The organism is Streptomyces sp. NBC_00273, assembly GCF_036178145.1.
Lineage (GTDB): Bacteria > Actinomycetota > Actinomycetes > Streptomycetales > Streptomycetaceae > Streptomyces.
In genome coordinates this window covers 5,929,651-5,950,602 of the sequence record NZ_CP108067.1, presented here as the reverse complement: position 1 = coordinate 5,950,602, position 20,952 = coordinate 5,929,651, and the positions used below count along the sequence as shown (strand labels likewise).

At 72.3% G+C, this 20,952-nt stretch carries 16 protein-coding genes and 1 riboswitch; of the genes, 2 read left to right on the top strand and 14 right to left on the bottom strand.

Annotated elements, in window-relative coordinates; translation table 11 throughout:
• Positions 1-35 precede the first annotated feature (35 nt).
• The 9 genes from OG386_RS26305 to OG386_RS26265 form a co-directional block, all read right to left on the bottom strand.
• A complete protein-coding gene (locus tag OG386_RS26305; RefSeq protein WP_328790172.1) occupies positions 36-1,439 on the bottom strand; it encodes a cyclopropane-fatty-acyl-phospholipid synthase family protein in 1,404 nt (467 codons plus the stop codon).
• A gap of 180 nt (positions 1,440-1,619) precedes the next feature.
• On the bottom strand, positions 1,620-3,002 hold the full coding sequence (locus tag OG386_RS26300) for an NAD(P)/FAD-dependent oxidoreductase (protein WP_328790171.1): 1,383 nt from the start codon (positions 3,000-3,002) through the stop codon (positions 1,620-1,622).
• A gap of 390 nt (positions 3,003-3,392) precedes the next feature.
• A complete protein-coding gene (locus OG386_RS26295; RefSeq protein ID WP_328790170.1) occupies positions 3,393-4,334 on the bottom strand; it encodes a Ppx/GppA phosphatase family protein in 942 nt (313 codons plus the stop codon).
• Positions 4,331-4,882: a DUF501 domain-containing protein gene (locus OG386_RS26290; RefSeq protein ID WP_030009403.1), complete on the bottom strand. Its 552-nt coding sequence runs from the start codon at positions 4,880-4,882 to the stop codon at positions 4,331-4,333. The genes OG386_RS26295 and OG386_RS26290 overlap by 4 nt, the downstream gene beginning before the upstream one ends.
• Before the next feature lie 56 nt (positions 4,883-4,938).
• A complete protein-coding gene (locus OG386_RS26285) occupies positions 4,939-5,427 on the bottom strand; it encodes an FtsB family cell division protein (RefSeq protein ID WP_327384981.1) in 489 nt (162 codons plus the stop codon).
• A gap of 99 nt (positions 5,428-5,526) precedes the next feature.
• Entirely contained in the window at positions 5,527-6,807 is a 1,281-nt protein-coding gene (gene eno, locus OG386_RS26280; RefSeq protein WP_442815651.1) for a phosphopyruvate hydratase, read from the bottom strand.
• Between the two features lie 291 nt (positions 6,808-7,098).
• Positions 7,099-7,824 carry a transglycosylase family protein gene (locus OG386_RS26275; RefSeq protein ID WP_328790169.1) on the bottom strand — a complete coding sequence of 242 codons (726 nt, stop codon included), beginning with the start codon at positions 7,822-7,824 and terminating at the stop codon, positions 7,099-7,101.
• A gap of 3 nt (positions 7,825-7,827) precedes the next feature.
• Positions 7,828-8,000, bottom strand: a riboswitch (cyclic di-AMP (ydaO/yuaA leader).
• A 276-nt stretch (positions 8,001-8,276) separates the two neighbouring features.
• On the bottom strand, positions 8,277-9,311 hold the full coding sequence (locus tag OG386_RS26270) for a transglycosylase family protein (protein WP_328790168.1): 1,035 nt from the start codon (positions 9,309-9,311) through the stop codon (positions 8,277-8,279).
• Positions 9,312-9,401: 90 nt separating this feature from the next.
• Positions 9,402-10,715, bottom strand: coding sequence for a cytochrome P450 family protein (locus OG386_RS26265; RefSeq protein WP_328790167.1), 1,314 nt, complete (start codon positions 10,713-10,715; stop codon positions 9,402-9,404).
• Between the two features lie 130 nt (positions 10,716-10,845).
• On the opposite strand from OG386_RS26265, the gene OG386_RS26260 reads away from it, so the two are divergent.
• Complete coding sequence (locus tag OG386_RS26260) at positions 10,846-12,042, top strand: globin domain-containing protein (RefSeq protein WP_328790166.1); 1,197 nt, start codon at positions 10,846-10,848, stop codon at positions 12,040-12,042.
• 12 nt (positions 12,043-12,054) lie between these two features.
• Here OG386_RS26260 and OG386_RS26255 read toward each other — a convergent pair whose 3' ends face one another.
• Complete coding sequence (locus OG386_RS26255; RefSeq protein ID WP_328790165.1) at positions 12,055-13,089, bottom strand: nucleoside triphosphate pyrophosphohydrolase; 1,035 nt, start codon at positions 13,087-13,089, stop codon at positions 12,055-12,057.
• A gap of 54 nt (positions 13,090-13,143) precedes the next feature.
• Positions 13,144-13,767, bottom strand: coding sequence for a SurA N-terminal domain-containing protein (locus tag OG386_RS26250; protein WP_328790164.1), 624 nt, complete (start codon positions 13,765-13,767; stop codon positions 13,144-13,146).
• 278 nt (positions 13,768-14,045) lie between these two features.
• On the opposite strand from OG386_RS26250, the gene OG386_RS26245 reads away from it, so the two are divergent.
• The gene (locus OG386_RS26245; RefSeq protein WP_328790163.1) at positions 14,046-16,481 is read left to right on the top strand and encodes a YfhO family protein; all 2,436 of its coding nucleotides are present in this window, start codon (positions 14,046-14,048) and stop codon (positions 16,479-16,481) included.
• Here the strand turns inward: OG386_RS26245 and OG386_RS26240 are convergent.
• The 3 genes from OG386_RS26240 to OG386_RS26230 form a co-directional block, all read right to left on the bottom strand.
• Entirely contained in the window at positions 16,465-17,973 is a 1,509-nt protein-coding gene (locus tag OG386_RS26240) for a serine/threonine-protein kinase (protein WP_328790162.1), read from the bottom strand. The genes OG386_RS26245 and OG386_RS26240 overlap by 17 nt on opposite strands.
• Positions 17,970-18,560, bottom strand: a complete 591-nt coding sequence (locus OG386_RS26235; RefSeq protein ID WP_328790161.1) for a hypothetical protein — start codon at positions 18,558-18,560, stop codon at positions 17,970-17,972. Before OG386_RS26235 ends, OG386_RS26240 begins: the two co-directional genes overlap by 4 nt.
• Positions 18,561-18,728: 168 nt before the next feature.
• Positions 18,729-20,759 (bottom strand): N-6 DNA methylase, encoded by a 2,031-nt coding sequence (locus tag OG386_RS26230; protein WP_328790160.1) that lies wholly within the window; start codon positions 20,757-20,759, stop codon positions 18,729-18,731.
• Positions 20,760-20,952: the final 193 nt, after the last annotated feature.

Here is a 20,952-nt window from a genome sequence, read left to right as displayed (position 1 = left end):
ATCGCCCGGGGCCCTTCCGCGTGCCCGTGGCCCTGCTAGACCGTTTCTGCGTCCCAGGTGCGCAGCCGCAGCGGCAGGCGGGCGTCCCCGCCGGCCGTGGGCCGCACCGCCAGCACCTGGTTGACGCCCAGTCGGCCCCGCTCGAAGCCGAGCGCGCAGGCCGCCATGTAGAGCTGCCAGACCCGGGCCCGGCCGGGCGAGGTCAGTCGGACCGCCTCCGCCCAGTGCTCCTCCAGTCGGGCCACCCAGGCCCGCAGGGTCAGCCCGTAGTGCTCGCGCAGCGCCTCCACGTCGCGGACCTCGAAGCCGGCCCGCTCCAGTTCGCCGATGGTGGTGCCGAGCGGGGAGAGCTCCCCGTCGGGGAAGACGTAGGCGTCGATGAACTCGTCGATCCGGTACGCCTCCTCGTCCGGCTCCGGCGGACGGGCGATCTGGTGGTTCAGCAGCCGCCCGCCGGGGCGCAGCAGGGCGTGCAGGGTGCGGGCGTAGTCCCGGTAGCGGTCGGCCCCGACGTGTTCGGCCATCCCGATGGAGGAAATGGCCTCGTACGGCCCGTCCTTGACGTCCCGGTAGTCCTGGATCCGGATGTCCACCAGATCGGTCAGTCCCTCGTCCGCGACCCGCTTGCGGGCGTACACGGCCTGCTCGCGGGAGAGCGTGACGCCGGTGACCCGGACCCCGTACTCCCGGGCGGCGTGCAGCGCCATGGAGCCCCAGCCGCAGCCGACGTCGAGCAGCCGGTCCCCGGGCCGCAGGGCGAGCTTGCGGCAGACCAGGTCGAGCTTGTCGCGCTGGGCCTCCTCCAGGGTGGAGCCGGGGCTCCAATAGGCGCAGGAGTACACCATCGAGGGGCCCAGCACCCGTTCGTAGAAGTCGTTGCCGACGTCGTAGTGGTGGCTGACGGCCCGGCGGTCGCGGCCCTTGCTGTGGAGTGTTCCGCCCCGTCGGGCCGCCGCTTCCTCGGCGGGGGGCGCGGGCGGTGGCAGCGGTCCGGCGAGGGCGATCAGTTCGCGCGCGGCGGCCCGGTGGGCGGCGTCGCGCCACCTCGCCCCCGGCAGGTCGCGCAGCGCCGGGAGCCCGACGCTGCGGGCGATGCTCCCGAGGGCCGCGAGCGGCCCGGGCCCGGACTGGGCCGTGGAGACGGCGGGGTCGACGGGCGGCAGGTCCGGCTCGCGTTCCCACAGCAGGCCCGCCACCCGCTCCAGCAGATCGAACAGACTGCCTTCGACCGTCAGTTCGCCCGCCACCCAGGCCCGGGCCAGCCCCAGCTCGCCGGGCCTCCAGAGCATCCGGCGCACGGCGCGGCGGTCGTGGATGACGAGCACGGGGCCGTCGGGCGGGCCGGCCTCGCTGCCGTCCCAGGCCCGCACGCGTACCGGCAGCGGGGCACCCAGCAGGGTCTCGGCAACAACGGCGAGCCGCGGCGCGGCGTCGGTCATGGCGCACCTCCACAAAAGCTCCGACCCCTCCGTCTACCCATCCCGGGCCCCGGGTACGCCGAAGGGGCCGCCCGCACCACGGATGGCGGGCGGCCCCTTCGGGGTCGTACGGGTCGTACAGGTGGAGCGGACGGAGCAGGTGAGCCGGGTGGAGGGCTCAGGTCCTGCCGGTCACTCCGGTCAGGCCTTGGCCTTCGCGGCCGGAGCAGCGGCGGCGGCCGGGGCCGGCGCCGGCTTGGCGGCCTCGTAGAACTCCTCGCGGGGAGTCTCCAGGGCGCCGAGGGAGACGACCTCGCGCTTGAGGAACATCGCGAGGGTCCAGTCGGCGAAGACGCGGATCTTGCGGTTCCAGGTCGGCATGGCCATGCCGTGGTAGCCACGGTGCATGTACCAGGCCAGCCGGCCCTTGAGCTTGATCTTCGTCTTGCCCATGACGATCATCGCGACGCCCTTGTGGAGGCCGAGACCCGCCACCGCGCCCTTGTTGGAGTGCGAGTACGGGTGCTGCGGGAAGCCCCGCATGCCCGAGATCACGTTGTCGCCGAGGACCTTGGCCTGACGCAGCGCGTGCTGGGCGTTCGGCGGGCACCAGGCGTTCTCGACACCGGCCTTGCGGGCGGCGACGTCCGGAACCTGGGCGTTGTCGCCGGCGGCCCAGATGTAGTCCGTGCCCGTGACCTGGAGGGTCGGCTGGGCGTCCACGTGGCCGCGGGGACCCAGCGGCAGGCCGTAGCGGGCCAGGGCCGGGTTCGGCTTGACGCCGGCGGTCCACACGATGGTGTTGGAGTCGACCTCGAGGCCGTTCTTCAGCACCACGTGGCCGTCCACGCAGGAGTCCATGGAGGTGCTGAGGTAGATCTCGATGCCGCGGGACTCCAGGTGCTCCTTGCCCCAGGCGCCGAGCTTGGGCCCGACCTCGGGAAGGATCTTGTCGGCCGCGTCGACCAGGATGAAGCGCATGTCCTCGCGCTTGATCGTGGAGTAGTACTTCGCGGCGTCCCGGGCCATGTCCTCGACCTCACCGATGGTCTCCGCACCGGCGAAGCCGCCGCCGATGAAGACGAAGGTGAGGGCCTTGCGGCGGACGTTCTCGTCCGTCGTGGACTCGGCCTTGTCGAGCTGCTCGAGGACGTGGTTGCGCAGGCCGATGCCCTCTTCGACGCCCTTCATACCGATGCCCTGTTCGGCGAGGCCGGGGATCGGGAAGGTGCGGGAGACGGCGCCGAGCGCGATCACCAGGTAGTCGAAGGGCAGCTCGTACGCCTCGCCGACGAGCGGCGTGACGACGGCGACCTTGCGGTCCTGGTCGATGCTGGTGACCCGGCCGGTGAGAACCTCTGCCTTGGGCAGCACGCGTCGCAGCGGGACGACGACGTGCCGAGGCGAGATGCTGCCTGCGGCCACTTCAGGGAGGAAGGGCTGGTAGGTCATGTACGAGCGCGGGTCGACGACCGTGACGGTCGCCTCGCCGTAGCGCATCTTCTTCATGATGCGCTTGGCTGCGTACAGGCCTACGTACCCACCTCCTACAACGAGGATCCTGGGACGCTCCGTGGTGCTCATGGAACGAGTATCCAGCACCCAAAGAGGTGTCGCTCGTGAGCCCCTTCACAAGGACGGAGAGGCCCTCTGCTACACTCCGCCGCCCACGTGACGGAGGTCATGACGCGCGACGGGAACCAGAAGACGTCCGGAGTCGTTGTTCACCCGTCCTGAACTGGCCTCCAAGGCCAAAAGCGGACTGGACCACAGGGGTTCGTCCATACCTCTGACGCGCATCCCACCGTCTCCGCGGATCGCACGAACGCATGCAAAAAAGGGCCCGAGGGCCTCCGGAAGGCCCCGAAGGGCCCTTCCTTTGGTCCCACAGACCCTTTTTCCTTGTGAAGAACTTCACGAACTTAATGTGGATCACGGGCCCAAGAGCCCTTCACGACCTGCTTCGAAGGTCGTTCAGGCGATGGACCAAGCGATTCCATCGAGGATGTCGTGCTCCGACACGACAACCTCCGAAGCGCCGATGCGTTCCATGATCGCCAAGAGGACGAGCGCACCCGCTCCGATCACGTCCACCCGACCCGGGTGCATGACGGGGATCGCCGCGCGCTCGGCGTGCGTCGCCGTCAGCATCCGCTCGCTGATCTCGCGCACCTGCTCGTAGGAGATCCGGGAGTGGTGGATCGCGGACGATCGGTACTCCGCCAGCCCCAGCGCGATCCCGGCGACCGTGGTCACCGAGCCGGCCAGGCCCACCAGCGTGCGCGCCTCGGCCAGCGGGACGCTCTCGGCGGCCAGGTCCAGCGCCGCCTCGATGTCGGCCCGGATCGCGGCGACCTGCTCGGCGGTCGGCGGGTCGGTGACGACCCCGTCCACCACCAGGTGCCGCTCGGTCATCCGGACGCAGCCGATGTCCACGGACCGCGCGGCCCGTACGTGCTCCTCGCCGACCACGAACTCGGTCGAGCCGCCGCCGATGTCCACCACCAGGAACGGCCGCTCCAGGTGCTCGTGGGCCGTCAGCTCCTTGGTCGCGCCGGTGAAGGAGAACTCCGCCTCCTGGTCACCGGAGATCACCTCGGGCTCAACCCCCAGGATGTCCAGGACGCCCCGGACGAAGTCCGCGCGGTTCTCGGCGTCCCGGGAGGCGGAGGTCGCCACGAAGCGCACCCGCTCCGCGCCGAACTCCTTGATCACTCCCGCGTACTCGCGGCAGGCGGCGAAGGTGCGCTCCAGCGCCTCCGGGGCCAGGCGCCCGGTCCGGTCCACGCCCTGGCCGAGCCGGACGATGGTCATCCGGCGGTCCAGCTCGACGAGCTCGCCGGTGGCCGGGTCGCAGTCCGCCACGAGCAGCCGGATGGAGTTCGTACCGCAGTCGACGGCGGCGACCCGGGTCACGCGCGCGGCTCCTCGTCGTCCGTCTTCTTCTCCCCGCACGGGACGACGCAGGCACCCTTGGCCCACCACTCCGGCAGCATGGCGAGGGCCTCGTCGCCGAACGGGTTCACTCCGGGGCCGGCGGCCAGGGAGTGGCCGACCAGCACGTGCAGGCACTTCACCCGGTCCGGCATGCCGCCGGCGCTCGGGAAGCCCTGGAGCACCTCGATGGCGTCGCGCCGCTGGATGTAGTCCTCGTGGGCGGCCTGGTAGGCGGCGGCCAGTTCCTTGTCCTCGGCGAGCCGGGCCTGCATCTCCTTCATCACGCCGTTGGCCTCCAGCGTGCCGATCGCGGAGGCCGCGCGCGGGCACGTCAGGTAGTACAGCGTCGGGAAGGGGGTGCCGTCGGGGAGCCGCGGGGCGGTCTCCACCACGTCCGGCTGCCCGCAGGGGCAGCGGTGCGCGATGGCGCGCAGCCCGCGCGGCGGGCGGCCGAGCTGCTGCTCGAACGCCTCGATGTCCGCGTCGGTCGGCTCGGTCCGGTCGGTCTGGGGCGGGGGCGTCTGCATGCCTGGAGGAAGTCTCTTCGTTCTCGTGGATGGGTGCTGCGGTACGGCGGTACGGATCACTCGCCGGGGCGGTCGGCCTTGTCGACGCCGTCCCAGACGTTGGAGTACCAGGGGCGGTCGGAGCCGGCGTGACCGGTCCGGTGCGGCTGTGGGGACTGGGCCCCGGGGTCGCTCATGATGTAGCCGATCTCCCCCGGGCGCAGGAAGTGCAGGTGCTTGCGCGCCTGCTGCTCCGCGAAGGCGTCGTCCTGCCAGCGGGCCTTCTCGTCGCGGAGCCGCTCCAGGCGGTCCCGCGCGGCCGCGGCGGCCCGCTGCTGCTTCGCGATCTCCGAGCGCTGGGAGACGTACTGGCGCATCGGATACGCGAGGGCGACGACCAGCGTACAGAGGACGAGCACCAGGAGCGCGGCGCGGCCGGTGAGCCGGCTGCGGCGGACCTGACGCCGCGACTGCGACCGGTAGACGTGGGCGGCGGTCCGCTCGCCGAGCTGCTTGAGCCTCGTCGCGGTGGAGAAGGTGGAGAACCGATCCCGGTTCCCGGCCATTGGTCCGCCTCCCCTAGGTACGCACTACGCAATACGTCCCCGCACACGGTACGGGACCGAGTGCGGGGACGTACGGAGGCCAGCCCCTCAGGGGGGTGATTAGCCCTTGAAGCGCGGGAAGGCGCTGCGGCCCGCGTACACCGCGGCGTCGTCGAGGATCTCCTCGATGCGCAGCAGCTGGTTGTACTTGGCGACGCGGTCCGAACGGGCCGGGGCGCCGGTCTTGATCTGACCGCAGTTCACGGCGACGGCGAGGTCGGCGATGGTGACGTCCTCGGTCTCACCGGAGCGGTGGGACATCATGCACTTGAAGCCGTTGCGCTGGGCCATCTCGACGGCGTCCAGGGTCTCGGTCAGCGAACCGATCTGGTTCACCTTCACGAGCAGGGCGTTCGCGGAGCCCTCCTCGATACCGCGGGCCAGACGCTCCGGGTTCGTGACGAACAGGTCGTCACCGACGATCTGGACCTTGGCGCCGAGGCGGTCGGTGATGGTCTTCCAGCCGTCCCAGTCGTCCTCGAACAGCGGGTCCTCGATGGAGACCAGCGGGTACGCCTCGACGAGCTCGGCGTAGTAGTCGGTCATCTCGGCGGCCGAGCGGGACTTGCCCTCGAACTCGTACTGGCCGTCCTTGTAGAACTCGGACGCGGCGACGTCGAGCGCGAGCGCGATGTCCTTGCCCGGGGCGTAGCCGGCCTGCTTGATGGCCTCGATGATGAGGTCGAGCGCGGCGCGGTTGGACTCCAGGTTCGGGGCGAAGCCGCCCTCGTCGCCCAGGCCGGTGGAGAGGCCCTTGGTGTGCAGGACCTTCTTGAGGGTGTGGTAGACCTCGGCACCCCAACGCAGCGCCTCGGAGAAGGACTCCGCGCCGATGGGGGCGATCATGAACTCCTGGATGTCCACGTTGGAGTCGGCGTGCGACCCACCGTTGAGGATGTTCATCATCGGAACGGGCAGCAGGTGCGCGTTCGGACCGCCGAGGTAGCGGAAGAGCGGAAGGTCCGAGGCCTCCGACGCGGCGTGCGCGACGGCCAGGGACACGCCGAGGATGGCGTTGGCGCCGAGCGAGCCCTTGTTGTCGGTGGCGTCCAGGTCGAACATGGCCTGGTCGATCAGGCGCTGCTCGGTGGCGTCGTAGCCGACGAGCTCCGGGCCGATCTGCTCGATGACGGCGAGGACGGCCTTCTCGACACCCTTGCCGAAGTAACGGTTGGGGTCACCGTCACGGAGCTCGATGGCCTCGAATGCACCGGTGGAGGCGCCGGACGGAACTGCAGCACGGCCGGTGCTGCCATCGTCGAGGCCCACCTCGACCTCGACCGTGGGGTTGCCTCGGGAGTCCAGGATTTCCCGGGCTACGACGACGTCGATGGACGGCACGAGCATCTCCTTCTGGGATGTGACGCTGAGTGTGCGGTGGCGTGTCAGGCCGTGGGATGGCCTTGCCGCCTAGAGCCTAACCGGCTCCGGGCACTGGGCCGCCCGACCGCCCGGACCCTGGGACGAAAAAGCGACCGAATACCCCCCTTCCGGGACATAGGTCGCTTGATCATCGGCGTTCAAGGGCCGCACGCAGCACCGCCCGGCGCGTGGGGCACGCGCCGGGCGGTGGAAATCATGCACGGGGTCAGCTGACGCCCCGTACATGTTCCCGTGGCTTTGCCGCAGTGTTCAGCTGAGCTTCAGCTTCTGTCCCGGGAAGATCAGGTCGGCGTCCGAGACGATGTCCTTGTTCAGCTCGAAGAGCTGCTGCCAGCCGCCCTTGACGCCGTTGGCCTCGGCGATGGTGCCCAGGGTGTCGCCCGTCTTGACCTCGTACGAGCCGTTGCCGGTCTTCGGCGCGACCGGAGCCTCGGTGCGCTCGGAGCGGGTGGTCGGAGCCTCGGGGCGCTTGGTCTCCTGCTTCGGCGCGGCCTTGGTCTCGGCCTTCTTGGTCTCGACCTTCGGCTGCGGCTTCGACTGCGGCTTGGACTGCGGCTTCGACGCCGGGGTCTCGGAGCCGCCACCGGTGTAGGCGGAGTTCGTCAGGCCCTTGCCGCAGGACGGCCAGGCGCCCTTGCCCTGGCTCTTGAGGACCTTCTCGGCGATGGCTATCTGCTGCGACTTGGAGGCCTGGTTGGCCTGCGCGGCGTACGACTTGCCACCGAACCCGGCCCACGTGGAGGGCGAGAACTGCAGACCGCCGTAGTAGCCGTTGCCCGTGTTGATGGACCAGTTGCCACCGGACTCGCACTGCGCGACCTTGTCCCACTCGGACGTGGTGGCGGCGCTGGCGGTGCCCGCGGCCATCAGGGGGGCGGCCACGGCCACACCGGCAACACCGGCGAGCGTGACGATCCGGACAGACCGCTCGATTGCAGTACCGCGACGGTGCTTGCCCTTGCCGGAAAGCAGCATGGAGTTTCTCCTCACCGACGCCTACGAGGTGAGCTGTCGGGTTCGGGCGAGTGAGTTGCCCGGTCGTGCGACCTAGCGCACGTCTTAACCCCAAGCCGGTGGCGTGACCGTCTCTCAACGGCCGCTCCCGGCACCTACCTTGGTTCCCCCGCTCCTGCCTTCGGCGCTTGACGCGACGACTGTTCCCCCCGTCCGCCGGCAGGATTCGGCGATGCGGTCGAAGGAGCTCGCGGTGGCGAGCGATTCAGAAGGTAGACAGGTCCCTCCCCGATGTTCAACGAGGAACATCGGGGAGAAACGGGCCCTACTTGCACTCCCCGCAGGGGCATTTGCGCAGGTGAGGGCGGGGTTTGCGGAAGCCCCGAGGCGGGACACGCCAGTTGACCGGAAGAGACACATGTCTCACTTACAGAAATCCGACATTCAACTCTTTCCGGATAACTGAACTGTCCTTAATGCGGGGTTAGATCCAGGTTCTGGCCGGGCTTGATGAGGTCGGCGTCCTCGCCGATGACTTGCTCATTGGCCTGGTAGAGACCGTTCCAGCCCCCCTTTACGCCCTTGGCAACCGCGATGGTCGCCAGGCTGTCGCCCGCCTGGACCGTGTAGGTGGGGTCCGACGCGGCGCCAGACGGGACCGCCGGCGCGGTCTCCGGCGCACCGCGGTGCTTGCCATTGCCCTCGACAGGAGTGGTGGAGGTGGTCTGCGGGACCTCCGGGTTCGCGGGGGCCGTCGGGTCGACCGGGGGCAGTCCCGGCGTGGTGGGCGAGGTGGTGGGCGCGGTCGGGTCCACCGGCAGCGTCGGCGCCGTCGGGTCGACCGGGGTCGGCGTGCCGGTCGGACCGCCCGGCTGGACCGGAGCCGTCGGGTCGACCGGAGGCGTCGTCGGGACGTCCGGCGCGGGCATGACGGGCAGTCCGACGGACGGCGCGTCGGGAATCAGGAACGGGGTGCTGGACGGGCTCGGAGCCGGGGCCGGGGTCGGCGAACCGTAGTCCGTGGACGGCTTGCCGCCGCCGGTGGACGGAACGGCGTCGTCCGGGCGGGACGGCGCGGGGGCGACCGGGCTCTTGCTGCCGGGCAGACCGGGGTCCACCTGCGCAGCGGGGCTCTCCTTGACCAGACCGGCCGAGGCCGCGCACAGCGGCCAGGCCTGCGGTCCCGTCGAGCCCAGCACCCGCTCGGCGACGGCTATCTGCTGGGAACGGCTCGCCAGGTCGGGGCGCTCGGCGAAGTCGAGCCCGCCGGCGCTCTGCCACTCCTCCTGGGTGAACTGGAGTCCGCCGTAGGCGCCGCTACCGAAGTTCGCGCTCCACGAGCCACCGCTCTCGCACTCGGCGACCTTGTCCCACGTCGACGTGTCGGCGGCGGTGGCGCTGGTGGCGGCCAACAGCGGCATGGCCAGCGCAGAGCCAGTGACTCCGGCTGTGACGACCAGCGCGGGGACCTGGCGGGGGCGTCTGTGACGGCCGTTCCCGGAGAGCATGAGGGATCACCTTTCGCATATAACAGCGGGGTAACGGCAGAACCTAGCGGCCTTCGAACGATTGTCACAAGTCAAGACTGAACCTGACTTTTAATCAGCTTTCGCGCAAGTGTTTTGAGCCGCGAATCGAACGGGAAGAGTACGCAGCCCCCGCATGATCAACCCCCCGCGCCAGCGCAGGTCTTGGGATGGAACGGCTAGTTCCAGATCGGGCAGACGCGTCAGCAAAGTCGCGAGGGCGGTCTGTCCTTCGAGCCGGGCGAGCGGCGCACCCAGGCAGTAGTGGATGCCGTGCCCGTATCCGAGGTGCTGGTTGTCGGTCCGGGAGAGGTCGAGGGTGTCCGGGTCCGCGAAGCGCTCCGGATCCCGGTCGGCGGCCGCGAGGACGACCAGGACCGGGTCGCCGGCCTCGATCCGCATGCCGCCCAGGGTCAGCGGCTCGGTGGCGAACCGCCAGGTCGCCAGCTCCACCGGACCGTCGTAGCGCAGCAGTTCCTCGACCCCGGTGGCCAGCAGTTCGCTCTCCCCCGCGGCGAGGGAGCGCTGGAGGCGCTCGCGCTGTCCGGGGTTCATGAAGAGGGAGTGGACCCCGTTGCCGATGAGGTTCACGGTGGTCTCGAAACCGGCGAAAAGCAGGATGAAGGCCATGGCGGTGGCCTCGCCCTCCGTCAGGTGGTCACCGTGATCGCTCGCCCGGATCAGGTCGGAGATCAGGTCGTCGCCCAGATCATCCCTTTTGCGGTGGATGAGTTCACCGAGGTAGGTCCGCATCTGCTTGACCGACCGGGCCACCCCACCGCGCGGACCGCCGCCGTGGCGGATCATCATGCCGGCCCAGTCGCGGAAGTCGTCCTGGTCCTCGCGCGGTACCCCGAGCATCTCGCAGATGGCGTAGATGGGGAGCGGGAAGGCGAACTCGTGAATGAGATCAGCCTCACCTCTCCCCGCGAACCCGTCGATCAGGTGGTCGGTGAGCGCCTGCACCCGCGGAGCGAACTCGGCGACCCTGCGCGGGGTGAAGGCCTTCGACACCAGCCGCCGCAGCCGGGTGTGGTCGGGCGGGTCGATGTTGAGCAGGTGCGTCATCAGCTCCGCCTTGCGCTCCCCCGGGATCCCGGTCTTGCCCTTGGCGTGCGCGGGCTCCGCGTGGTGCGCCGGATTCTTGCTGAGCCGCTGGTCGGCGAGGGCCTGGCGGGCGTCGGCGTACCGGGTGACGAGCCACGCCTCGACCCCGCTGGGCAGCTTGGTGCGGTGCACCGGGGAGTGCTCGCGCAGCCAGGCGTACGCCGGGTAGGGGTCGGTCGCGAACTCCCAGTCGAAGAGGGTGGGGCCCTCGGCGGAAGAGGTGTCGGCGGGAGTGTCCGCGGGGGTTTCGGCGGGGGTTCCGGAGGTCTGCTCGTGCACCTGATGACCGTATCCCGGCGCCGAACCCTCATCCGATATGGGTGGTTAGTCGCGGCTGTCCGTAGATCGGCCATCCCTTGACCTGAACTTCTCCGGCATTCCTACTTTCGGTTTTGTGGATGTCAGGATCTTGAAAAGCAGTTTCGCGGTGGTGGAGAGACGGGCCGAGCACGCCGTCAAGTTCTTCTACTCCCACCTCTTCTGGCACAACCCCGCGGTCCGCGCCCTCTTCCCGGACTCACTCCACGACATGGAACGCCAGCGGGACCGGCTCTTCGCCGCGCTCACCCACGTGATCGCCCGCCTCGACGACGAGACCCTCGGCCCCTACCTGCGCGACCTGGGACGCGACCACCGCAAGTTCCTGGTCCGCCCCGAGCACTACGCGGCCGTCGGCGCCAGCCTGCTCGCCGCACTCGCGGAGACCTCCGGCGCGGCCTGGACCCCACCGGTCGAGAAGGCCTGGGCCGAGGCCTACCAGGTGATGGCCGACGCGATGACGGCCGGCGCCGACGCGAGCGAGGACCCGCCGTGGTGGAACGCGGAGGTCGTGCGCCACCTCCAGTACGGACCGGACATAGGCGTCCTGACGCTCCGGCCGCACGCCCCCTTCCCCTATCTCCCCGGCCAGTACACGAGCGTGAGCAGCGACCGGGTCCCGACGACCTGGCGCACCTACTCCATCGGCAACGCCCCCCGCCCCGACGGCACCCTCGACCTGCACGTCAGCCGGGTCGACCGGGGGCGTCTGAGCACCGCCCTGGTCCGCGAGACCCGGCCGGGCGACGTGCTGCGGCTCAGCGCCGCCGGCGGGCAGCTGACCTTCCGCCGCGAGGACCGCCCGGTCAGCCTGATAGCCGCCGGCACCGGCTGGGCACCCATCCGGGCCCTGCTGGAGGATCTCGCGGAGCGTCCCTGCGATCAGGACGTACGGCTCTTCGTGGTGGCCCGGGACGGCGCACACCTCTACGACCGCCCGCTCATCGACGCGTACGCCGCCAGCTGCGCCTGGCTCGCCGTCACCTACATCACGCCCGCCCCCGGGCGCCACCGCAACCAGGCCACCGACCGGCTGGCGACCGCGCTGGGCAACCGGGGGCTGTGGCCGGACCAGGACGTCTACCTCAGCGGTCCGCCGCAGTTCATCGACGAGACCGCCCACCTCCTCCAGGAGCTGGGCGCCCGCCCCGGCCGCCTCTTCCACGACGCCGTGCCGGCCCGGGGCCACGCGTACGGGGAGCGCCCGCTGGGATTCGGCGAGTGGTTCCTCGAGCCCCCGACGCCCCACTGGTACGACCCCTCGGCCCGCGCGCCGAGGACGTACTGAAGGGAGGTCCCCCTACTCGCCCGGCTCCGCCACGCCCTCGGCCACCCGGATCGCGTCCCGGTAGGCGCGGGCCGCCGCGCGCAGCGCGGTCTCGGGGTCGGTCCCCGCCGCCTCGGCGCGTGCCGCGAGCTCCAGCAGCTCGTACCCGATGCCCTCGCCGCGGGGCAGTTCCACGGCCACGCCGCCCGTCCGGGCCCGGCCCGCGAGCTTGGCGGCGAGCGCCAGGCCGGGCTGGCCCACCGGGATCCCGTCGGTGACCGACGCCCGCCGCTTCTCCACCGCCTTGGTGCGCTGCCAGTGCGCGTTGACGTCCTCCGGGGTCTCGGCCTCCGCGTCGCCGAAGACGTGCGGGTGCCGGTGGATCAGCTTGGTGACGAGCGCCCCGGCCACGTCGTCGATGGAGAAGGCCTCGACGGCGTCCTCGCCGTCCTCGCCCTCCCCGCCGGCCTCCTCGGCGATCCGGGCGTGGAAGACCACCTGGAGCAGCACGTCGCCGAGCTCCTCGCGCAGCTCCTCCCGGTCCCCGTCCTCGATGGCCTCGACCAGCTCGTACGCCTCCTCGATCGCGTACTTGGCCAGGCCCCGGTGGGTCTGGCGGGAGGTCCACGGGCACTCGCGCCGGACCCGGTCCATCACCTGGACCAGGTCGAGCAGGCGCGCGCCCGGCAGGTCGTAGGAGCCCGGGAGCAGTTCCAGGTCGGGCATGGAGACCCGGCCCGAGCCGGCCAGCCGGGCCAGCCCGTCGGTGAGCCGCTGGTCGCCCTCGCCGCCCGGGAGCACCACGACCGTACGGCCGCCCGCGCAGGCGTCGACCAGCGCGTGCGCGTCCGGGCTCTCGAACGCGACCTCGATGCCCGCCTCCCGCAGGTACGGCAGCTGCGGGTGGTCGGGGTCGGCGCACAGCACCCGGTCCGCGGCGTGCAGGACCTGCCACGCCGGCCAGGACAGCACGCCGGGGGCGACCCGGTGGCTGGTGGTCAGCAGGACGATGCGGCCCGTGGGCTCGGCAGCGGTGGCGGCGGCGGTGGGTTCGGAGTGGTCGGTCACCCTCCGAACCTACCTCCGGCGCGCCGGTCCGCGGCCCGGGGGGACCCCGGAGCCTCAGGCTCCGGCGGGCGCCGCCTCGGGCCGCGTCCGCTGGGTGATCCAGGGCGTCTCCCCGGTGCCGAGCTTGATCTCCTTGGCGTCCCAGGCTCCGTAGCGCGGGTTCACCTCGATGTGCAGTGCCTTGACGGCGGCGCGGGCGGGCTCCTCCAGCTTCCCGGCTCCGTACTTGGCGGTGAGCGCGGTGAGGAGCACCCGGTCCCGGAGGAAACGGTCGACCTGGCCGGGAGCCATGGCCCCCTTCTGCAGGAGCAGTGCCTCGAACTGCTCGTTGCCGCCGTTCTCGTCGACGTACGCCTTGCGTTCGTCCTCGATGTCCTTCTGGGTGGCCGCGAGCCCGGCGGTGTCGGCCATCTTGTCGATGATCCGGCTCTGGAGGAGCGCGTCGAGCTTCTGCCGCTCCAGGTGGGGGGTGCTCGCGATGAGTTCGGCGGCGGCCTGCCCGGAACGGTTCTGCGCCGCGCGGACGTCGTTGACCTGGGCCTGGAGCGCGGAAGTGGTGATCCGTTCGCCGCCCACGACGGCCGCGGTGCCGGGTCGGGGCTCGCCCGAGCAGGCGGACAGCAGGGGCGCCGCCACGAGCAGGGCGGCGGAGACGGAGAGCGCTGTGCGACGGTGCAAAGGAGCCTCCAGGGCCGGGAGATTGTGCGTCGGTGCACAAAGGGCCGTGCGGTGATCGATGTTATGAGGTCACGGTGATCCGGACCACCGGTTCGACCAACGATTCGCGCGCGGACCGAACACGCACCGTTCATAGGCGAGCCGGCGGGCGCCGGCGTGTCCGGCGCGCCACCCGTCACCCGTTCTGGGGACCCCGCTCCCCTCGCGCCGCCCGGATCGGCCACCGGCAACCCTGAGGCCACCCTTCGGTCACCCGGCCCTGCCAAGGTCGGCCCACCATGTCGACTACGCACCGCTCGCCGCACCCCTCGCCGCGTCCCGCACCGCGTCCCTCGCCGCCTCCCGCACCGCGCAGCTCACCGCACGGCTCGCCGCGCCGCCGGAGTCTGCTCGGCTCGGCCTTCGCCGCCCTGCTCACGACGGTCGCCGTGTGCGCCGGGGACGCCGCTGCCCGCGTGTTCCCCTACGGACCGCGCCACCGCAGCATCAACGACCTCGGCAACCAGTTCGTCCCCTTCCACGCGCAGCTGTGGGACCTGCTGCACGGCCGCGCGGAGGGCGGGCTGCTGTTCAACTGGCGCTCCGGCTACGGCATGAGCTTCCTACCGGACCTGGGCACCTACCTGACCAGCCCCTTCGCCGTCCTCGTCGGTCTCTTCCCGCGCGCGGACATCGACCTCGCCGTGTACGTCGTGACCGTGCTCAAGACGTCGGCCGCGGCAGCGGCGATGGCCTGGCTGCTGCGCACGCAGCGCCGCGGGCCCTGGTGGGCGGCCGGGCTGCTCGGGGCCTCGTACGCGCTGTGCGGCTGGTCGGTGATCGAGGCCTCGTACAACCCGATGTGGCTGGACGGGCTGATCGCCTTCCCCCTGCTGTGCCTGACCGGTGAATGGGCCCTGCGCGGGCGCCGGATCCTGCTCGCGCCGCTGGTCGTCGGGGTCTGCTGGACGGCGAACTTCTACACCGCCTACATGGCGACGCTGGGTGCGGCGCTGGTGCTGCTGGTACGGGTGGTGCTCACCCGGGAGGGCGTCCGGAGCCGGCTGTCGGTGATCGCGCGGGGCGCCGGGACCACCCTGCTCGGGATCGCGCTCGCGGCACCCGTCCTGCTCCCCCTCTTCCTCAGCTCCGGGCGGGCCTATCCGGGATGGGTCAGGGAGTTCCGGCCGGTGACCTGGGCGGACCTGTTCGCACGGCTGCTGCCGGGGACGTACTCCTTCTCCTCCCCCGCCGTCTTCGTGGGCACCGGAACCCTGCTGCTGGTGGCCGCGCTGCCCTTCCACCGGGCGGTCCCCCCGCGCACCCGGCTGTGGTGGGCGGGGCTGACCGTGGCCGTGGCGCTCTCCCTCCAGTGGGCGCCGACCCATCTGGCCTGGCACCTGTTCGCCACCCCGAACGGAAGCCCGTACCGGCAGACCTTCGTGCTGGCCGGCATCGCCGTGATCGCCGCCTGGACCGGGCTGGCCGCGGGCCCGCCCCGGCCGCCGGCGCTGGCCGCGGGTGCCGGCGTCCTCGCGGCCGCCGTGCTGTGGGCGCACGACAGCCCCCTGGTGACGGCGGCGGGCTACGCGCTCTTCGCCGGCGGGCTGGCCTTGGCGGGTGCGGCCTGGTGGTCGCTGCGCCACCGCCGCCCCGCGTGGCCGGCGGCCGGACTGCTCGCGCTGGTCCTGCTGGCCCAGGCCGCCGCGACCACCGCCTACGGCCACAAGGGCAAGCTGGGCGGCCTGGACGACTACCCGTCCTGGGGGCCGGCGCACACCGCGCGCGCCGAGGCCCTGGCCGGTGCCGAGGGCTGGCCCGCGTACCGCACCGACCCGAGCCGGCCCGCCCTGACGGGCAACGACCCGCTGCTGTTGGGCGGCGAGGGCGGCGCCTACTACAGCAGCCACACGCCGGACGTGTTCACCCGCACGATGGTCGCGCTCGGGGCGGGCTGGACCTCGCGCGGGCGCAACGTCCAGAGCATCGACAACCCGGTCACGGACGCCGTCTTCGCGGTCGGCGCACGCCTGCAACCCGACGGCACGGTCCGCCGCGCCGAGGTGCCGCCGCTGGTGACGGTCCGTCCGCCCGCCGCCCCCCTCTCCTACGCCGACGACTCCCCCTTCGCCAACCAGGAAGCGCTGCTGGGCGCCCGGGTGTACGAGGACCCGCTCGCACCCGGCACCTGCCGCGCGGGCACGGAGGCCTACCTGTGGGCCCCCGAGTACAACGCGACGGCCCGCCTCGCGGACGGCCCCGCCTTCCGCCTGAACGGCAACGCCCCCCGCAACCGGGCGGCCCTCCAGCCGATGGGCCCCTCCCGCGGGGAGTCCTCGGCCCTGGTCTTCGAGGCGGCCCCGCCCGCGCGGTGGACCCTGTCCTGCCTGGACCGGACGCGGCTCGACGGCGCCGTCGCCGACCTGCGGGCAACGTCCGCGACCTCGGTCCGGGTCGGCTCCTCCGAGGTCGACGCCACGCTCCCGCCGGGCACGACCGGCACGGCGGTCCTCTCGGTGCCCGCGATCGCCGGCTGGACCTGCAACGACCGCCCGGCCGCCAGCCACCTGGGCCTGGTGGCGGTCGCGCTCTCCCCCGGCACCACCCGGGTGAGCTGTGAGTTCCGCCCGCCGGGCCTGGTCCCGGGGTTGGCGGCCCTGGCGGGCGCGTTGGGGATCCTGCTGCTCGCGGCCCTGCGGGGGCGCGCCACCCGCTCGGTCAGCGGACCTGGCTGAGCCAGTGCAGGGTGCGGCGGATCTCGGCCGGGAAGGGGTGGCCCGGGCCGTGCAGCCGTTCCGCGTCGAACAGCAGCCGGGCCAGGGTGTCGTGGGCCGCCTGGCGGTCGCCGAGGGAGAGCAGCAGGTGGGCTATCCGGCGGCGGACCTCCAGCGGTAGACCCGGGTCCGGGTTGGCGTAGTGGTTCTCGAAGAACGGGAGCAGCGAGCGGTACTCCGCCAGGGCGGCGGCCGGCTCGCCCAGTTGCTCCAGGCACTGGGCCGAGTCGTAGCGGAAGCGCAGCGACTGGGGGTCCCCGGCCGGGAACTCGTCGGCGAGGCGGCGCAGTTCCGGCAGGGCGCGCCGGTACTGGCCGTCGTCCATGAGCGTGGCGGCGTACTGCTTGCGCAGGGAGCGGACCACCGGGGAGTGCTCCCCGTGCTCGGCGGCCGCCGCCGGGAGGATGCCGCCGAGGATGTCCACGGCCTGGGTGAGCCGCCCCTCGTCCAGGAGCTTGCGGGCCTCGTCCACGGCGCCGGGCACGTCGGCCTTGGGCGGCGCGGGCGGGGTGCTCGGCCGCGGGGGGATGGCCGCGGCCCGGTCCGGCCAGGGTGCCTGCGGGCGCAGGAAGGGCCGGGTCGGGTCGAGCGGGCCGGAGGGGGTGCGGCTGTCGCGGGCGGGAAGCATGGGGGCCAGGGCCTCGTAGACCTCCTGGGCGGAGGAGGGCCGGTCCTGCGGGTCCTTGGCGAGGAGGTGGAGCAGGAGCTTCTCCAGCTCCGGCGGGATCTCCGGGCGCATCTGGCGGACCGGGAGCGGGGGCTCGTACAGGTGGCGGTGCAGGACGCCGAGGGCGGTGGATCCGGCGAAGGGGACGTTGCCGCTGAGGAGTTCGTACAGCAGCACGCCGAGGGCGTACAGGTCGGTGTACGGGCCCACGGCGCCGCCCATGGCCTGCTCGGGCGCCATGTACGCGGGGCTACCGATGGGCGAGCCGGTGCTGGTGAGGCGGGTGGTGTCGGTGTCCATCACCGAGGCCACGCCGAGGTCCAGGACGAGCACGGTGCCGTCCGGGCGGACCATCACGTTGCGCGGCTTCAGGTCCCGGTGCACGATCGGCACCGCGTGCACGGCCGACAGGACGGAGCACAGCTGCGCGACGACGGCGACCGCCCACTGCCAGGGGTAGGGGTCGTGCTCGGCGAGGTGGTCGGCGAGGTCGGCGCCCTCCACGTAGCCCATGACGAGGAAGAGTTCGTCGCCGTCGCTGCCCGCGTCGTGCACGGTGACCAGGCCGGGGTGGTCGACCTGCGCGGTGACCCGGCACTCGCGCACGAAGCGGCGGCGCAGCTCCTCGGCGACCGTGCCGGGGCCCGCGACCTTGTCGGGGCGCAGCAGTTTGACGGCGACGCGGCGGTCCAGGCGCCGGTCGTAGGCGGTCCAGACCTGCCCCATGCCGCCCTGGCCGAGGACGGTCGCGAGCTGGTAGCGGTCGCCGATGAGCCGGTCGGTCACTGCGGCGGGTCCTGGAACGGGGTCTGGTGGGGGTCGTGGCGGGGGGCCCCGGCCGGCGGGGTCTGCTTGCGCAGCAGCTCGCTGAGCTCGTCGAGCTCGGCACGGACCTGCCCGATGCGCGGGGGCGGCGTCGGCTGCGGCGGCACCTGCGGAGGTGCCGGGGTCGGCGCGGGGGTCGGCGTCGGGGTCGAGGGCCGGGTGGTGGACGTGGCGGGCGGGTACCCGTAGGCGGGCCCGGACGGCTGCGGGTGGACGTACGGAACGGACTGCGCCGGGTACCACTGCGCGGTCAAGGCCGACCGCCTGGCCTCGTGGTGCTTGATGTCGGCGACGAGGAAGTACACGCAGATCGCGAAACCGGTGAGGATCGAGCCGCCGGCCCCCAGGTCGCTCTGCCAGCCGTTGACTTCGGGCGTGGGGTCGGCCTGGATGAGCGCCATCCACACGACGGCGAGCACGGCGCTGGTCACCATCAGCGCCCAGTCACGGGACTTGCGCGTGACCAGGGCGAGCCGCAGCAACGACCCCCAGGCGAGGAAGCCGCAGCTGAGGATGGGCAGCAGCACGAACAACACGCGCAATGCCATCACACCCCCCTGATCGGACTGGGGGCCGTGCTGCGGCGGAAGGCCGGGGCCGTGCATCGCTGCTCCTGACGGGCCGTGCGGAAGAAGTTTCGGGTCTGAGGGTATACAGCGTTCCCGGCCAGGGGTGAGGGGATGCGCGCAACCGTTGCACGCTCGCTGCACGGCCGTTCACTCCGGCGTGACCGTGCCGTCGGAGAGACCGTCGTGGAAACCCTGTACGAGTTGTTCGCCGAGCCGCCCCGCCAGCCGTAGTGCGTCCTCGAACTCGGCGAGCGCGCGGAAGCGGAGCCCGTAGCTCTGCTGTTGTGCCAGGGGCAGCCGGGGCAGCTGGAGCCGGCGTACGTCGAGCCGGGTGGCGGTGGAGGCGTGGCTGCTGGCGCGGCGGGTGTTGGCGGTGCCGCGCAGGAATCCGGCCAGGAACCACGGGTCGAGGGCCTCGGGGTCGGGGCGCAGCAGGGCAAGGCCCCGACCCGGTACCGCGCCGGCGACGGCGTCGTCGACGACCCGGGCGATGGCCGCGCCGCCGACGAGGGGGACGAGTACGTCGCCGGGGGCGGTGAGCACGGGCTCGTCGGCGGTGGGCACGAGGGTGCCGGAGGGGCCGCTCCCGGTGTAGACGTCCTGTTCGGTGAGGACGGGGGCCGAGCCGGTCCCGCCTCCGGTGCCGGTGTGCAGCTCCAGGGCTCCGGCGCGGGCGAGTTCGCCGACGGTGGTCATCGGCGGTCGGGCCGTGCCCCCGGCGGGCGCCGCCGCGGGCGGCGGGGTGAGCCGGGCGGCCCGGCCGAGGGTCTCGCCGAGCTTCTCCCGTACGGCGGTCAGCTCGGCCGGACCGCCACCGGCGGCCGGCGGGGGCAGGTGGCGGGCGGGGGTGAGGTCCACGTCGTCGTCCAGCAGCTCGATGACGGGGACGACGCGGCTGACGCCGGGCGCCTGCGCGAGGAAGCCGGTGCGGTCGTACGTGCTCCAGGCGTCCTCCACCGCGCCGTGCACGGCGGGCCATGCCGTGCGCAGCGGGGTGTCGGCGGCGAGCGCCGCGGTGTCGATGAGCAGCAGCCCGGCCGGGGGCGCCGCGTGCGGGGCGGGCCGGCGCAGCACCCACAGGTGCAGGGGGATCCCGTACGGCGGCGCGGCGCCGGCCGGGAGCGCGACGACGGCCCGCAGGGCGCCGCGGCGCAGCAGGTCGGCACGGATGCGGCGGCCGGAGCGGCGGGCGGCGACGGCGGGCGGCATGAGCAGGACGGCGGTGCCGCCTTCGCGCACGTGGGCCAGGGCGTGCTGGACCCAGGCGAGTTCGGATTCGGTGCGGGCCGGGAAGCCGTACTCCCAGCGCGGGTCGTAGGCCAGTTCCTCGTGGCCCCAGCCGCGTTCGTTGAACGGCGGGTGGCAGAGCACGGCGTCGACGGTGTCCGGGGCGAAGGCGTCGGCCCGGAGGCTGTCCGCGGCGGCCGCGCGGACCTGGGGCGTTCCGTTCAGGGCGAGGCGCAGGGCGGCGAGTGCGGCGAGTTCGGGCGCGGAGTCCTGCGCGTACAGGGCGGTGGCGCCGGGGACGGCCCGCAGCAGGGTGCCGGTGCCGCAGGCGGGGTCGAGGACGGCACGGGCTGAGGGCCCGGCGAGGGCGGCCATCAGCCCGGCGAGGCCGTCCGGCGTGAGCGTGTACTGGCGGGGGTTGGCGTCGAGGTGGCGCCCGAGGAGGAACTCGAAGGCCTGGCGGGCCCCGAGTTCGGCGGCGAGTTCGGCGGCGGCCCGCAGCAGCGGCATGGTGGCCGGGCTCAGCGGGATCTCGGCGAGCGCGTGGCCGGGCCCGAGGCGTGCGCCGAGCACCTGGTCGAGGACGGGCCGCAGCAGGGTGGACATGCGCGCGTCGGAGACGGCGGTCAGCTCGAGCCAGTCGGCGGGCCGGTCCCGTACGACGAGCAGGGCGCCGCCCGCTTTGACGAGTGCGGTGACGGCCCCGCCGGGGTGGGCGGTGACCTGCTGCCAGACGCGTTCGCGCAGCGGGACCTCGGCGAGCTTGCCCTGGGCGCGCAGCCAGTGCTCCACCTCGTCCAGCGAGAAGGAGGGGCTGGTCTCGGTGCCGCCGACGGGCTTGGGGAAGTCGGCGTGGCGGCGCCGCCAGTTGCTCACGGCCGCGCGGCCGACTCCGGCCAGGCGGGCGACCTCGGCCGCGGTGACCTCTGCTGCGGCGTTCTCCTCGGACATGCCGGGGAGCATACCCGCTGACACCCGAGAGACCGATTCACAGCGTGAACTCAAGAACTTCCGTGATCCATGTTGACTCGGTTCACATGAATCTGCTGTGATCGACACGTCTTCACCCCGCCGGATCGCCGCACTCCCCTTGAGCGGAACACGATCTTCCGCTTCTCCTTTAATCTTCCTTTACCCCTTCCAG

What these genes read in the sequence shown, in the direction of transcription:
- OG386_RS26305 (WP_328790172.1), bottom strand. Translation starts at nt 1,439, where the DNA reads ATGACCGACGCCGCGCCGCGGCTCGCCGTTGTTGCCGAGACCCTGCTG.
- OG386_RS26300 (WP_328790171.1), bottom strand. Translation starts at nt 3,002, where the DNA reads ATGAGCACCACGGAGCGTCCCAGGATCCTCGTTGTAGGAGGTGGGTAC.
- OG386_RS26290 (WP_030009403.1), bottom strand. Translation starts at nt 4,882, where the DNA reads ATGCAGACGCCCCCGCCCCAGACCGACCGGACCGAGCCGACCGACGCG.
- OG386_RS26285 (WP_327384981.1), bottom strand. Translation starts at nt 5,427, where the DNA reads ATGGCCGGGAACCGGGATCGGTTCTCCACCTTCTCCACCGCGACGAGG.
- OG386_RS26275 (WP_328790169.1), bottom strand. Translation starts at nt 7,824, where the DNA reads ATGCTGCTTTCCGGCAAGGGCAAGCACCGTCGCGGTACTGCAATCGAG.
- OG386_RS26270 (WP_328790168.1), bottom strand. Translation starts at nt 9,311, where the DNA reads ATGCTCTCCGGGAACGGCCGTCACAGACGCCCCCGCCAGGTCCCCGCG.
- OG386_RS26245 (WP_328790163.1), top strand. Translation starts at nt 14,046, where the DNA reads ATGTCGACTACGCACCGCTCGCCGCACCCCTCGCCGCGTCCCGCACCG.
- OG386_RS26235 (WP_328790161.1), bottom strand. Translation starts at nt 18,560, where the DNA reads ATGGCATTGCGCGTGTTGTTCGTGCTGCTGCCCATCCTCAGCTGCGGC.
- OG386_RS26230 (WP_328790160.1), bottom strand. Translation starts at nt 20,759, where the DNA reads ATGTCCGAGGAGAACGCCGCAGCAGAGGTCACCGCGGCCGAGGTCGCC.